Origin of the sequence: Nonomuraea sp. B12E4, assembly GCF_039871825.1 — a bacterium.
GTDB lineage: Bacteria > Actinomycetota > Actinomycetes > Streptosporangiales > Streptosporangiaceae > Nonomuraea.
This window is the reverse complement of record NZ_JBDPME010000003.1, coordinates 234936-248379: the sequence shown is the minus strand read 5'-3', so window position 1 is coordinate 248379 and position 13444 is coordinate 234936. Positions and strand designations below refer to the sequence as shown.

The following is a 13444-nucleotide window of genomic DNA, read 5'->3' as shown; positions in this document are numbered from 1 at the left end:
GTCATCCGGCATCTCCCTGAGCGGACCCTGGCCTCGGCACCCGTCCCTTGCCCGGGGGCCCGGCGAACGCCTGCGCGATCTCCATCCAGGCCCGCGCCGGCTCTCCGGCCGGCTCCAGCGCGGTGTCGGACAGGTGGACGCGCTGGGTGACGACCAGGCAGAAGTCGAGCACCGGGCCGCGTAGGAGGGCGGGGGCGCCGGCCGGTCCCGCCGTCCAGGTGCTTCCGTCGGGCATGGCCAGTTCGACCCTTACCTGCTCGTGCTCGGCGGGCACGGGCAGCCCGCGGGCGGTGAAGCTGTAGGGGCGGGCCCGGAACCCGAGCGTGGCCACGTGCCGCAGCCTGACGGTGGGTTCCCGGGTGACGCCCAGCGCGTCGGCCACGTCCTGGCCGTGCGCCCACGTCTCCATCAGCCGCGCGGTGACGAAGGAGGCGGCCGACATCGCCGGGCCGAACCACGGCACCCGCTGGCGGGGATCGAGCGCGGCGAACACGTCGAGGCTGCGGGCGCGGGCCCCGCGGAACCACGCGTGCAGCTCGGCGGGGGGCATCCCGCGCGACTCCCGTACGAGGTCGTCCACCGAGCCGAAGTCCGCCAGCGAGGCCCGGTAGGCGGCGGGGTCGGTGGCGGCGAGCACGGCGGCGTCGTCGAACCAGGCCAGGTGGCTCACCTGGTCGCGGACCGCCCATCCCTCGGCCGGCGTGGCCAGCTCCCACTCCTCCGGCCGCAGGGGCCGGAGCAGCGCCTCCAGGGACGCGGTCTCGGCGCGCAGATCGTCGAGCAACTCCGCCATGAGATCCACGCGAGCCAGGCTAACCCGGACAACGTTCGGGGAGAATAATTGCAGACGTGATCTGCGACAGCTGCAAGGAGAAACGGCACGAGGACTGCCGCGGCGGCTCCTGGTGCGACTGCCAGCACCAGACGCGAACCCACACGGGACCCACCACGCCCGACAACGAGGACAAGGAAGAAGGGGCGCAGGAACCGCGGGTCAACTGGCTGCGTCAGGGGTAGGGCCCGGAATCCGCCTCCCGCCGGGTGACGAACATCACACGGACGGCCGGGCGCGACACCAAGCGGGCGGGGTCATCACCATGCCGCGGAGCCCGATCGGCCCGTGGATCCTGCCCCGCGCGGCTGATCATCATGGCGTTCCCGTCCGGTTGCCCGGAGGCGGAGTCCGCCGCCGTCCGCGACTGTGCCCGGATTTCCGACGCCGGCGTCAGCCGGATCGTCTCCGCCGTCCAGGGCGCGCGTTACGTCAAAGTGCTCAAAGGCCGCGTCGGCAAGCGCCCCCGCGCCTGGCTCCCGCTCACCGGCGAAGGCCGCCGGGCGCTCACCGGACACCTGGCCGCGCTCCAGACGATCGCCGAAACCGCACGTCACGCCGCTGCCGACGCCGAGTGAGAGATCGATCTTGAACGAGCGGGAGGCGGACGGATCAAGGCCGCGGTCCAGTGCCGGGCAGTCCCACACTCTGGACCCGTCTTGGACATCCCGGACCGCCGGAGTATCGTCAAAGCATGCCAGCGGACCCCATGCTTGTCGGTCGACGCCACGTCGATCTTCAGCGTGTCCGCAGTGCCATCTGTTGCGACGCCCAGTAACCCATCCGCATTTTCCTGCCGCTGAGCGCGTCGCACTCCTTTCTCACCGCCCCTGGCCTCGACGATGAGGCAGGGAGGACGTTGCGCGCGCCCATGAACCGAAGGACGCGCAATGAGCACCCCTGCCAGCCGCACTCCTGCCAGCCGGCACCACAAACGCCCGCGCGGCGAAGGCCAGTGGGCTCTCGGTTACCGTGAGCCGCTCAACAAGAACGAAGAGAACAAGAAGAACGACGACGGCCTCAACGTCCGCCAGCGCATCATCGACATCTACTCCAAGCGGGGCTTCGACTCGATCGACCCGGCCGACCTGCGTGGCCGCATGCGCTGGTTCGGCCTCTACACCCAGCGCAAGCCCGGCATCGACGGGGGCAAGACGGCCATCCTGGAGCCGGAGGAGCTCGACGACCGCTACTTCATGCTGCGCGTCCGCATCGACGGCGGCCAGCTCAGCCTCACCCAGCTCCGCGTGATCGCGGACATCGCCAACGAGTACGCCCGCGGCACGGCCGACGTGACCGACCGCCAGAACATCCAGCTCCACTGGATCGAGATCGAGTCGGTGCCGGACATCTGGGAGCGGCTGGAGGCCGTGGGCCTGTCCACCACCGAGGCCTGCGGCGACACCCCGCGCGTGATCCTCGGCTGCCCGCTCGCCGGGATCGACTCCGACGAGGTGATCGACGCCACCGAGCAGATCCAGCAGGTCCAGGACCGCGTCCTGGGCAATCCCGCGTACTCCAACCTGCCGCGGAAGTTCAAGTCGGCGCTGAGCGGCTGCCCCGCGCACTGCACGGTGCACGAGATCAACGACGTGGCCTTCGTCGGGGTGGTCAACGAGCGCGGCGAGAAGGGCTTCGACCTGTGGGTGGGCGGCGGCCTGTCGACCAACCCGATGCTGGGCAAGCGGCTGGGCGTGTTCGTCCGGCCGGACCAGGTGGCCGACGTTCATGAAGGCGTTGTCGGGATATTTCGTGACTACGGCTACCGGCGGCTGCGGCACCGGGCCCGGCTCAAGTTCCTCGTCAACGACTGGGGAGCCGAGAAGTTCCGCGAAATCCTCGAACAGGAATACCTCAAGGAGCCGCTGCCCGACGGGCCCGCGCCCGAGCAGCCCCGCGACCGCCGCCGCGACCACGTCGGCGTCTTCCGGCAGAAGGACGGCAACTTCTACGTCGGCTTCGCGCCCAAGGTGGGCCGCCTGGACGGCGACAAGCTGCACACGATCGCCGACATCGCCGAACGGCACGGCTCCGCCCGGGTCCGTACGACGGTCGAGCAGAAGATGGTCGTCCTCGACATCGCACCCGACCGGGTGGACTCGATCGTGGCCGAGCTGGAGGCCAACGACCTGCAGGTCAGGCCGTCCACGTTCCGCCGCCAGACGATGGCCTGCACCGGCATCGAGTTCTGCAAGCTCGCCATCGTCGAGACCAAGGACACGGCCTCCCTGCTGATCGACGAGCTGGAGCGGCGGCTGCCGTCGTTCGACCAGCCGCTGACCATCAACGTCAACGGCTGCCCCAACTCCTGCGCCCGCATCCAGACCGCCGACATCGGGCTGAAGGGCCAGCTCGTGGTCGACGAGAACGGCGACCAGGTCGAGGGCTTCCAGATCCACCTGGGCGGCTCGCTCGGCGTCAACTCCGGCTTCGGCCGGAAGGTGCGCGGCCTCAAGACCACCGCCAAGGCGCTGCCCGACTACGTGGCGCGCGTCGTGGGCAACTACGACGACCAGAAGAAGGAAGGCGAGTCCTTCGCCGACTGGGTGCAGCGAGCGGACGAGGCGGACCTGAAATGACCACGCGCGCGGTTCCCTTCCACTGCCCCTACTGCGGCGACGAGGACCTCGAGCCCTACGAGGGAGACGGTGGCTGGTACTGCCGGGCCTGCGCTCGCGCCTTCAAGCTCAAATTCCTTGGCATCGGAGTAAAGATATGACGCTCGTGGACATCGAGGTGGTCCTGAAGGAGCAGCGCGGCACGCTCGACCTCCAGGACATCGTGGAGTCGGCAGCCACCTTCCTTGAGGGCGCGCCCGCCCGCGAGATCATCCGGTGGGCGGCGGCGACGTTCGGCGACCGGTTGTGCCTGACGTCCTCGATGAGTGACGCCCTGCTCATCGACCTCGTGAGCAGGGTCAAACCCGGCGTGGACGTGTTGTTCATCGACACCGGCTACCATTTCGCCGAGACGATCGGCACGCGGGACGCGGTGGCGCAGGTCTATGACGTCAATGTGATCGACATCAAGCCGTCGCGGACGGTCGAGGAGCAGGATCGCGAGCTCGGCCCCCGCCTGTTCGGCCGCAACCCGGACCTGTGCTGCCATCTGCGCAAGGTCGAGCCGCTCAACCGGGCGCTGGAGCCGTATCTGGCGTGGATCTCCGGCATCCGCCGCGACGAGTCGCGCAGCCGGACGAACACCAAGGTCGTCGAGTGGGACGCCAAGCGGCAGATGGTCAAGGTCAACCCGATCGCGGCCTGGACCCAGGAAGACGTGGACAACTACATCGCCGACAACGGGGTGCTGATCAACCCGTTGCACTACGACAACTACCCCTCGATCGGCTGCGCGCCGTGCACGCGGCAGGTCGCGGAGGGAGAGGATCCGCGCAGCGGACGCTGGGCGGGCCTGGGGAAGGTCGAATGCGGCATTCACCTGTGATCCCCAGCAGGGGACCTGTCCCGTTGGCAGGCGGGACCGCCCCCGGCCGCGTGCCACTGGTGGCGGTGGCGCACGGGTCCCGTGACCCGCGCGCCGCCGCCACCGTGGCCGCGCTGCTCGACCAGGTACGCCTGGCGCGCCCCGAGGTGCCCGTACGGGCCGCGTACCTGGACCACTGCACCCCGACCCTGGGTCAGGCCCTGGACGGCCTGGAGGAGGCCGTGGTGCTGCCGCTGCTGCTGACGGAGGCGTACCACAGCCGGGTGGACCTGCCCGCCGCGCTCAACGAGGTCCGCGCGCACGAGCCGCGCCTGCGCGTGCGCTACGGCTCGACCCTGGGGCCGCACCCGCTGCTGCTGTCCGCCCTGGAGCGGCGGCTGGCGCAGGCGGGCGTGCCGGCCGGTGACCCGGACACGGCGGTGGTGCTCGTCTCGGCGGGTTCGAGCGACGCCATGGCCAACACGGTGATCTCGGAGCTGGCCCGGGCGTGGCGGCGGTCCGGCTGGTGGGCGGTCTCGGCCGCGTACGCCTCCGCCGCCGAGCCGGCCCCGGCCCAGGCCGTGGCGGCGCTGTCCCGGGCGGGCGCGCCGCGGGTGGTCGTGGCACCGTACCTGCTGGCGCCCGGCTACTTCGCCGACAAGGTGCGGCGGAGCACGCTGGAGGCGGGGGCGGCGATCGTGTCAGACGTGCTCGGGCCCGCGCCCGAGCTGGTGGACGTGCTCCTCGAACGGTATGAGTCGGCCCAGTGGCCGGCCCAGTGGCGGCCGGTGCCGCTGGCCGGCTGAGGGACGGCGCGGCGGCGCGTCAGTAACCGTGCCGCCGCATGTCCCTGCGGTCGTCCCGGTAGTCGTCGCGGAGCTGCCTGCGCAGCTCCCGGCCCTCGGCGCGGAGCTGCCTGCCCAGCTCCCGCCAGTCGTCCCCGTGCAGCCGCCGCCAGTGCTCCCGCCAGGCCGTCAGGCCGCGCTGCAGCGGCTGCGCCCGCGAGTCGCCGATCACCTTGACGTTGCCCATCACCGCGTACGCCTTCACCCGCACCACGGGGACGTTCATGCCCTGGGGCGCCTCCTGGACGTCCACCCGCTTGTCCCCCATGACCGCCACGCCTTCGAGGTCCACGATGACCCCGTCCGGCACGATGATCTTCACGTCGCCCATCACGGAGACGGCCGTGATGTCCACGATGCTCGTGCGCACCTCGGCCTCGCGCAGGTCGAGCAGCACGTCGCCCATCACCGCGACCGCGCCGAGCTCCTGGTCGATCCGCCAGGTCCCGCGCCGCTTGGAGTCGCCCATGACGCCCACGAACCAGCGCCGCTTCCTGCCCTGCGGCGCGGGGGCCGGCGGGCCGCTCACGCCTCCGGCGGCGGGCAGGTCCTGGGTGAGCAGCGCGAGCTCGGCGTGGGTGGTCGCGGTGTAGGCGGCCTCCGTACGGTCGGTCAGCTCGGCGAGCGTGAGCCGGCCCTCGACCGAGGCGACACGCAGTTGCTCGACGACGGCCTCACGCTCGGCATCCGAGGCACGGACCTCACCGGGTTCAGTCATACTCGCAACATATCGCGTCTTGTCCGCCTTGTGACTCCCCCTGAGGGAGGAATCGTCGCCCTCGAAAGATGCTCATTCGACATGGTGATTGAACCCGGACGGGGTTCTGGCACGTACCAGGCGATGACATGGCCCTAGCGAGGTCCGGGGCGCGGCCGGACCAGGCTAGGGTCCTGTCATGCATGAGGAACAGCTCTACCGCGCGGCGTTGAACGGCGAGTCCGAGACCGTGGGCAAGCTGCTCGCCAGTGGCGCGGACCCCAACAAGCTCAGCGAAGGCGCGGACGAGGGGCTGCCGCTGTGCGCGGCCGCCGCCTGGGACCGGGACGAGGTGGCCGGCGCGCTGCTCGCGGGGGGCGCCGACGTGAACGGCCGGGAGGCGGGCGGCTGGACGGCGCTGCTGTGGGCGGCCGCCAACGGCCACGCCGCCACCGCCAGGGTGTTGATCGAGGCGGGCGCCGAGATCGACGCGACCAACGACGACGGCGACACCCCGCTCACGCTGGCCGCCAGGCGCGGCGCGCTCGGCGTGGCGCAGGTGCTGCTGGAGGCGGGGGCAGACCACGAGAAGTACGACGGCGACGGCGACTCACCGCTCGAGATCGCCCTCGACTGGGTGGGCGTGCACCTGGAGAGCGCGCTGCTGGACCAGATCGAGCAGGACGGCTGGGAATACGTCGTGGCCCGCCAGTACGCTAAGGACGGCACCGAGCTCGTCACGGTGGCCGGCCGCTCGGCCGACGGCTCGGAGACGGAGCAGGTGCAGGCCCAGCGCGGCCACGCCGCCATCGCGACGCTGCTGGAGGACGCGGCGGGCACCTACACGCCGGCGGACCGGCTGGTGGCGCGTGCCGTGGCGCACCGCGACATCGACGAGGACGCCGAGACCTGGTGGATCGTCGCCGACGTGCTGGGCAAGCGGGCCGACGAGGAGACGTACGAGGCCCTGGCCCGGTTGTGCGTGAGCGAGGACGCCCGGGAGCGGGAGTTCGGGGTGGACGCGATCGCCCAGTTCGGGTTCGCCGACGGCGAGAAGCCCTATCTGGAGCGTACGCTGCCGCTGCTGCAGAAGATGGTCGCCACGGAGGGCAATCCGCAGGTCCTGCGCTCGGTGCTGGCCGCGCTCGGCCACCAGGGCGACCCGCGGGCGCTGCCCTCCGTCCTCGACGTGCTCCGCCGTCCCGGGCACAAGCGCACGATGACCGACGCGATCGCGCTGGCCGACGTGCTGCCGCCGGACCACGAGGAGGGGCTGGCGCTGCTGGTCGAGATGTCGGAGGACGAGGACTCCGAGATCCGCGACTGGGCCACGGCGGGGCTCGCCGGGCTGGCCGCCGACACGCCGCGCATCCGGGAGGCGCTGGCGGCCCGGCTCACCGACTCGGACCTGCGCACGGTGGCCGAGGCCACGCGCGGGCTCGCCATGAGGGGGGACGAGCGGGCCACGCAGGGGGCGGACCGGGTGCTGGCGGAGAGCGACGACGAATACGCCCGCGACCTCGTCACGCGGCCGCACGAGTAGCGCACGCGTGGTGAAGGCGCGGCGGACGTGATTCGGGCGGCACGGGCGTGATCGAGGCAGCGGCGCACGGGCGCGCGGGCCGGGGTGTCACCGGCCCGCCCGCCTCGGGTGAGGGCCGGGCTCCGCCTCGGTGGGGGTCAGTCGCCGTTGAGGACGCGGGTCACCCATTCGAGGGTGCCCGTCCGCAGGGCCTCCTCCGCCAGGCGCTTGCCCGTCGGGGTCGTCAGCGCGGCCAGCGAGCTGTCGATCCAGCCCTGGACGTTCTGGTGCCCCTGCTCGCGATATTCGACCGCCTGGATGAGGCACTCCAGCTTGTCGGCGTCCCGCGCGCAGAGGGCTTCGAGGCTGGCCTTCTCCTCATACTCGCCCACGGCGTCGGCCACCATGTCCGCCACCTCGGTGGGCACGCCGCGCACCTGGTCGGCGGTGACGTCCTCGTTGGAGGCCGCCTTGAGGTAGCGCTTGCCGATGTAGGGGATGTCGGTGATGCGGGTTTCCTGCGTGTCGTGGAAGAGGCTCATGAACGCGGCCCGCTCCGGGTTGCCGCCCTCCATCCGGGCGATCATGCCGGCGATGACCGCCGCGCGGAACGAGTGCTCGGCTATGCTCTCCGGATCGCGTACGCCCGCGACCAGCCATCCGGTCCTCTTGTAGCGCTTGAGCAGCCCGAACTCGTACAGCAGGCCTGCCAGTCCCGTCACCTCGCCGTTCACGACGACGACCCCCTCTCGTCTATGCGCCGAGCCTAGACGACGGCCTGGCGGCTTATGGTCCTCGATGAGTCGTCGTGGTGATGGTTGGCATTCGGACAGAATCAGGCGTACCCACCGGGAGGATCACACCTACCCCATTCAGCTCAAACAACCCGTCAAATCCCCAGAACACGCCTGGTCAGTCGTCTATCGCGGCATATGCCGCCGTCCAGGAGCCCTGGAACACGTACGGGGCCCGCGGTGCGTCGAAGACCCGCTGCGTCAGCAGGAAGTGACAGCGTGCCGAGTGCCACGACGTGTGTCTCTCCGCGCCGGTGCACCAGCGCGACCAGCCCGGGCACGGTGCCGCTCTCGACCGCCTCGGCCAGGATCTCGCGCATGCGCCCGAGCCGCTTCCGCGACAGCCCGCCGCCCCCACCCAGAACGCTCATGGAATCTCCCTCGTAGCCGGATCTCACGGGAGCAGACCGCCCGGGGGCGCGGAACTCATCGGCCGTGACCGGCGGGCCTCAGGGACCGGAGAAGGTCGGGGCCGTGGTCAGGATGTCCCTGGCCAGGTCATGGTCGCCCGTCACGTCGGCGGGGAAGTCCAGCGGATCCCCCCGCCCGCCCAGCAGGAAGCAGAACTTGACCACGTCGGCCGTGATGTGGACGTCCGGCGTGCCCGGGACCGTCTCCTCGACGCCCAGCGGCAGCGTCCACTCGCCGCCGCCCTCGCCCGTCAGCGTCAGGTGCACGGTGCGGCCGGCGCCGTCGAGGCCGGAGAAGAGCATCGTCCAGGGCAGCAGGCGGGCGCACAGGTCCGCGGTCGGGCGGATGTGCTCGGGGATCGGGTCGGGCAGGCTGATCTGGGCCGTGTGGGCCGCGTCGGACGTGTGGACCCAGGTCTCCAGGCCCCGGGCCAGGATGTGGTCGCCGATCGCCGTCTCCATGCCGTCCAGGCCGGCCGGGGTCGCCGGGTCCAGTTCCGCCAGATGGCGGCAGAGGGCGTCCGCCTGGGCCCGCCAGTCCCGGCGGGTCTGCTCGGGGCTGCGGCCCCGCTCGTACGCCTGCACCTCCCGCGTACGGCCCATCGAGTCGGCCGCCCCCAGCGGCGGGCCCAGCACCGGGGCGCCCACCGAGGCGGCCAGCAGGCCGTCCTTGGCGGCCAGGTGGGCCACCAGCTCCTGCAGGGTCCAGCCCTCGACGATGATCCGCGACCAGTCGCCGTCCACCGCCGAGGCCAGCAACGCGTCCATGGCGGCGACGCGGCCCGCGTACGGCTGCGCCCAGGCCGCCGTGGGAGCCGCGGGTCTGCGCCGTGCCCTGGCCCCGGCCAGCAGTTGGGGACGCAACGAGTGGGCCGGCACCGCCGGGTCCTCCATCATCGCGTCCAGGTAGAGACGCTCGACGGGGTCCATCACACCTCTTCCTCCGCAAGCGCGTCCGCCAGGCGTCTCAGCGCCAGCCGGATGCGCGATTTGGCGGTGCCCTCGGGCACGCCTAATTCCTCGCCGACCTGCCGGTAGGTCCGCCCGCCGAAGTAAGCCAGCTCCACCGCCTCCCGGAGCCCGTCGGGCAGCGACGTCACCGCCTGGCGCACGCGCTGGGCCTCGTCGGCGGCGAGCACCGTGTCCTCCAGTCTCGCAGGCTCGCGTTCGAACAGCCGGGGGCCCAGGGCGGACACGCGCCGGCGCTCCTCGGCGCGTACGTGGTCCACCGCACGGCGGTGGGCGATCGTGGCCAGCCACGCGCGCAACGTGCCGCGGTCCGGGTCGTAGGCCAGCGGCCGCTCCCAGAAGACCAGGAAGACCTCCTGCGTGATGTCCTCCGCGATCACCCGGTCCCTGGTGACACGCAGCGAGAGACCGAAGATCAGCGAGGAGAGCCGATCGTAGACCTCACCCAGTGCGGCCTCGTCGCCGCCGACCACCCGCTGGTGCAGCAGGCGGTCGTCGTACGGTGCCTCCACTGGCACCACACTCCCGTGTTCATCCGGACCAAGGCGGCCGGTGCGCCGCGACCCGAGCATGTCACTATTCGCCGCAAAAGTAGAGCCGGATGACCTCCGGGACGCACTTTGTCGGCGCGCGATAGTGTCGGAGCACTACAACGGAGGGAGCTACGCCATGGCCACCACTCGCACCGCCACCACCCTTTGGAAGGGCGCCCTGCTCAACGGTTGGGGCACCGTCTCGCTCGACACCTCGGGCGTCGGCGCGTTCGAGGTCTCCTGGGCCTCCCGGGCCGAGGATCCGGGCGGCAAGACCTCCCCCGAGGAGCTCATCGCGGCGGCTCACTCCTCCTGCTTCTCGATGGCGCTCTCGCACGGGCTGGCCGGCGCCGGCACCCCGCCCGAGTCGCTGGAGACCAGCGCCGACGTGACGTTCCAGCCCGGTGAGGGCATCACGGGCATCGTGCTCACGGTGAAGGGCCGGGTTCCCGGGATCACCGCCGAGCAGTTCCAGCAGGCCGCGGAGACGGCCAAGGCCAACTGCCCGGTCAGCAAGGCGCTGGCGGGCACCACGATCAACCTCATGGCCGAGCTGCTCTGACCGGATCCTGACCTTCCCGGCGGCAGGTGACCGCCGGGAAGGCGACGGCGATCGGTTCATCGCGAGACCAAGAGCGCTTTCGCATGCGACAATTGGTCCACATGCGCGAGGTCTGGCCGGGCGAGCCCTATCCACTCGGCGCCACCTGGGACGGCGTAGGCACCAGCTTTTCGGTGTTCTCAGAGGTCGCCGAGCGGGTCGAGCTGTGCCTGTTTCACGAGGACGACGTCGAAGAGCGCGTCGATCTGCCCGAGGTCGACGGGTTCGTCTGGCACGGCTACCTGCCGGGGATCCAGCCGGGGCAGCGTTACGGCTACCGCGTCCACGGCCCCTTCGACCCTTCGCAGGGCCACCGCTCCAACCCGGCCAAGCTGCTGGTCGACCCCTACGCCAAGGCCATCGACGGCGACCTGGTGTGGAACCAGGCGCTGTTCCCCTACTACTTCACCGATCCCAGCCGGCGCAACACCGAGGACAGCGCCCCGTACATGCCGAAGAACGTGGTGGTCAACCCGTTCTTCGAGTGGGGCAACGACCGGCCGCCGCGCACGCCGTACCACCAGACCGTGATCTACGAGGCGCACGTTCGCGGGCTCACCAAGCGGCACCCGGACGTGCCGCCCGACCTGCGGGGCACGTACGCGGGGATGGGGCATCCGGCGGTCATCGACCACCTGCTGTCGCTGGGGGTGACGGCGGTCGAGCTGATGCCGGTGCACCACTACATGCCCGAGCACTTCCTGGTGGCGCGCGGGCTGACCAACTACTGGGGCTACAACACCATGGCCTACCTGGCCCCGCACGCCGGCTACTCCAGTGCGGGCACGCGGGGACAGCAGGTGCTGGAGTTCAAGGCCATGGTGCGGGCGCTGCACGAGGCGGGCATCGAGGTCATCCTCGACGTGGTCTACAACCACACCGCCGAGGGCGACCACATGGGGCCCACGATGGGGTTCAGGGGGATCGACAACGCGGCCTACTACCGGCTGCACGACGGTGACCGGCGCTACTACCTCGACTACACCGGGTGCGGTAACTCCCTCAACGTGCGCTCGCCGCACGCGCTGCAGCTGATCATGGACTCGTTGCGTTACTGGGTGCTGGAGATGCACGTGGACGGGTTCCGGTTCGATCTGGCCTCGGCGCTGGCCAGGGAGTTGCACGACGTCGACCGGCTGAGCGCGTTCTTCGACCTGATCCAGCAGGATCCGGTGATCTCACAGGTCAAGCTGATCGCCGAGCCGTGGGATGTGGGTCCGGGTGGGTATCAGGTCGGAAATTTCCCACCATTGTGGACGGAGTGGAACGGCAAATATCGGGACATAGTGCGAGATTTCTGGAGGGGTACGCACTCCGCCCTCCCCGAGTTCGCCTCCCGCCTGACCGGCTCCGCCGACCTGTACGAGTCCTCCGGCCGCCGCCCGGTCGCCTCGATCAACTTCGTCACCTGCCACGACGGGTTCACCCTCACCGACCTGGTCTCCTACGACCACAAGCACAACGAGGCCAACGGCGAGGACAACCGCGACGGCACCAACGACAACCGCTCCTGGAACTGCGGCGCGGAGGGCCCGGTCGAGGACCCCTCGATCGTCGGGCTCCGCCACCGTCAGCGCCGCAACCTCCTGGCCACGCTGTTCCTGTCGCAGGGCGTGCCCATGCTCTCCCACGGCGACGAGCTCGGCCGCACCCAGCGGGGCAACAACAACGCCTACTGCCAGGACAACGAGCTGGCCTGGGTGGACTGGTCGCTGCTGCAGGCCGAGCCGGCGCTGCTGGAGTTCGTACGCGCGTTGTCCAAGCTGCGCCGCGAGCACCCGGTCTTCCAGCGCCGCCGCTTCTTCCACGGCCGCCATCCGGACAACGGCGCCCGCGACCTGGTCTGGCTCACTCCCGGCGGCGTGGAGATGACGGCGGGCGACTGGCACATCAGCTACGCCAAGTCCCTCATGGTCTATCTGAACGGCGAGGCGATCACCGAGCCCGGGCCACGCGGCGAGCGCATCGTGGACGACTCGTTCCTGCTGTTGATCAACGCGCACCACGAGAACCTGCCGTTCACGCTGCCCGGCCCGGAGTTCGGCACCGGGTGGCTGCCGGTGCTCGACACGAGCCACGACTGGGTGGAGGACGCGTTCGCCGACGACCAGTGGCAGGCCGGTGGCCTGGTCGCCGTCACGGCCCGCTCGCTGCAGGTGCTGCGCCAGCCCCGCACGACCCGGCCGTCCTGACCGCCGGCCCGGCCATCCTGACGATCGGCTCAGCCGTACTGACGGTTGGTCCGGCCGTGCTGACGGTCGGCCCGGCCGCACTGACGATGGGTCCGGCCGCCTGGCGGTCGGCCCGGCCGCCTGACCTCGGGGGCGGCGCCGGCCTCAGAAGACGCGGGCCGCGCTGGCCGCGAGGAGCACCAGGGCAAACGTGGCCACCCCGGCCAGCCCGTGCAGGGTGACCGCCAGCACCGGGAGACCGGCGCCGCCCCTGCCGTGCCGCCCCGCGCCGAGCCAGCGGGTGAACATCACGAAGCCCAGCAGCGCGGCCGCCGCCAGCCCGCCGAACGCCAGCCACGCCAACGCCCGGTTCCCCGTGATCAGCGCGGCGACCCAGCACGCCAGCGCCGAGACGGCCAGCGTCGGGTGGGAGAAGACCACCGCCGCCGGGAACCGGGTGATCTTGGCCCGGTCGCCGCCGGACAACCAGTGGCTCAGCAGGCGGACACCGGCGAGCGCGGCGATCGTCCACGTCAATCCGGTGACCAGCCCCATGGGCCCTCCCCTCTCCCCCCGCCACGTAAGCACGGAACCGCCCACCCGTCCGTCAATCCGCAAAAGTGGTATCCCTCCCAAAACCCCCTGCG

At 71.0% G+C, this 13444-nt stretch carries 15 protein-coding genes; 8 read left to right on the top strand and 7 right to left on the bottom strand.

Annotation, left to right across the window (positions count from 1 at the left end):
- Position 1: 1 nt before the first annotated feature.
- Entirely contained in the window at positions 2-793 is a 792-nt protein-coding gene (locus ABGB18_RS09920) for a TIGR03084 family metal-binding protein (protein WP_347695323.1), read from the bottom strand.
- A gap of 56 nt (positions 794-849) precedes the next feature.
- Here ABGB18_RS09920 and ABGB18_RS09915 point away from each other — a divergent pair, with 56 nt between their 5' ends.
- The 5 genes from ABGB18_RS09915 to ABGB18_RS09895 all read left to right on the top strand — a co-directional run bounded on the left by ABGB18_RS09915 (position 850) and on the right by ABGB18_RS09895 (position 5061).
- Positions 850-1017 (top strand): hypothetical protein, encoded by a 168-nt coding sequence (locus ABGB18_RS09915; RefSeq protein WP_347695107.1) that lies wholly within the window; start codon positions 850-852, stop codon positions 1015-1017.
- Positions 1018-1149: 132 nt separating this feature from the next.
- The gene (locus ABGB18_RS09910) at positions 1150-1410 is read left to right on the top strand and encodes a transcriptional regulator (RefSeq protein ID WP_347695106.1); all 261 of its coding nucleotides are present in this window, start codon (positions 1150-1152) and stop codon (positions 1408-1410) included.
- A 312-nt stretch (positions 1411-1722) separates the two neighbouring features.
- A complete protein-coding gene (locus tag ABGB18_RS09905) occupies positions 1723-3411 on the top strand; it encodes a nitrite/sulfite reductase (protein WP_347695105.1) in 1689 nt (562 codons plus the stop codon).
- A gap of 136 nt (positions 3412-3547) precedes the next feature.
- Positions 3548-4276: a phosphoadenylyl-sulfate reductase gene (locus tag ABGB18_RS09900; RefSeq protein WP_347695104.1), complete on the top strand. Its 729-nt coding sequence runs from the start codon at positions 3548-3550 to the stop codon at positions 4274-4276.
- Between the two features lie 23 nt (positions 4277-4299).
- A complete protein-coding gene (locus tag ABGB18_RS09895) occupies positions 4300-5061 on the top strand; it encodes a sirohydrochlorin chelatase (RefSeq protein WP_347695103.1) in 762 nt (253 codons plus the stop codon).
- 19 nt (positions 5062-5080) lie between these two features.
- On the opposite strand, the gene ABGB18_RS09890 is transcribed toward ABGB18_RS09895, so the two are convergent.
- Positions 5081-5818 carry a DUF1707 domain-containing protein gene (locus ABGB18_RS09890; RefSeq protein WP_347695102.1) on the bottom strand — a complete coding sequence of 246 codons (738 nt, stop codon included), beginning with the start codon at positions 5816-5818 and terminating at the stop codon, positions 5081-5083.
- 178 nt (positions 5819-5996) lie between these two features.
- Here ABGB18_RS09890 and ABGB18_RS09885 point away from each other — a divergent pair, with 178 nt between their 5' ends.
- Positions 5997-7340 carry an ankyrin repeat domain-containing protein gene (locus ABGB18_RS09885; RefSeq protein ID WP_347695101.1) on the top strand — a complete coding sequence of 448 codons (1344 nt, stop codon included), beginning with the start codon at positions 5997-5999 and terminating at the stop codon, positions 7338-7340.
- Between the two features lie 137 nt (positions 7341-7477).
- On the opposite strand, the gene ABGB18_RS09880 is transcribed toward ABGB18_RS09885, so the two are convergent.
- The 4 genes from ABGB18_RS09880 to ABGB18_RS09865 form a co-directional block, all read right to left on the bottom strand.
- Entirely contained in the window at positions 7478-8053 is a 576-nt protein-coding gene (locus ABGB18_RS09880) for an HD domain-containing protein (protein WP_347695100.1), read from the bottom strand.
- A 155-nt stretch (positions 8054-8208) separates the two neighbouring features.
- Positions 8209-8484, bottom strand: coding sequence for a hypothetical protein (locus ABGB18_RS09875; protein ID WP_347695099.1), 276 nt, complete (start codon positions 8482-8484; stop codon positions 8209-8211).
- Positions 8485-8562: 78 nt separating this feature from the next.
- Complete coding sequence (locus ABGB18_RS09870; RefSeq protein ID WP_347695098.1) at positions 8563-9453, bottom strand: maleylpyruvate isomerase family mycothiol-dependent enzyme; 891 nt, start codon at positions 9451-9453, stop codon at positions 8563-8565.
- Positions 9453-10010 carry a sigma-70 family RNA polymerase sigma factor gene (locus ABGB18_RS09865; RefSeq protein ID WP_347695097.1) on the bottom strand — a complete coding sequence of 186 codons (558 nt, stop codon included), beginning with the start codon at positions 10008-10010 and terminating at the stop codon, positions 9453-9455. Before ABGB18_RS09865 ends, ABGB18_RS09870 begins: the two co-directional genes overlap by 1 nt.
- A gap of 151 nt (positions 10011-10161) precedes the next feature.
- Between ABGB18_RS09865 and ABGB18_RS09860 the strand changes: the two genes are divergently transcribed.
- The gene (locus ABGB18_RS09860; protein ID WP_347695096.1) at positions 10162-10587 is read left to right on the top strand and encodes an OsmC family protein; all 426 of its coding nucleotides are present in this window, start codon (positions 10162-10164) and stop codon (positions 10585-10587) included.
- A gap of 101 nt (positions 10588-10688) precedes the next feature.
- Positions 10689-12818: a glycogen debranching protein GlgX gene (gene glgX, locus ABGB18_RS09855; protein ID WP_347695095.1), complete on the top strand. Its 2130-nt coding sequence runs from the start codon at positions 10689-10691 to the stop codon at positions 12816-12818.
- Between the two features lie 144 nt (positions 12819-12962).
- On the opposite strand, the gene ABGB18_RS09850 is transcribed toward glgX, so the two are convergent.
- Positions 12963-13352 carry a hypothetical protein gene (locus ABGB18_RS09850; protein WP_347695094.1) on the bottom strand — a complete coding sequence of 130 codons (390 nt, stop codon included), beginning with the start codon at positions 13350-13352 and terminating at the stop codon, positions 12963-12965.
- Positions 13353-13444: the final 92 nt, after the last annotated feature.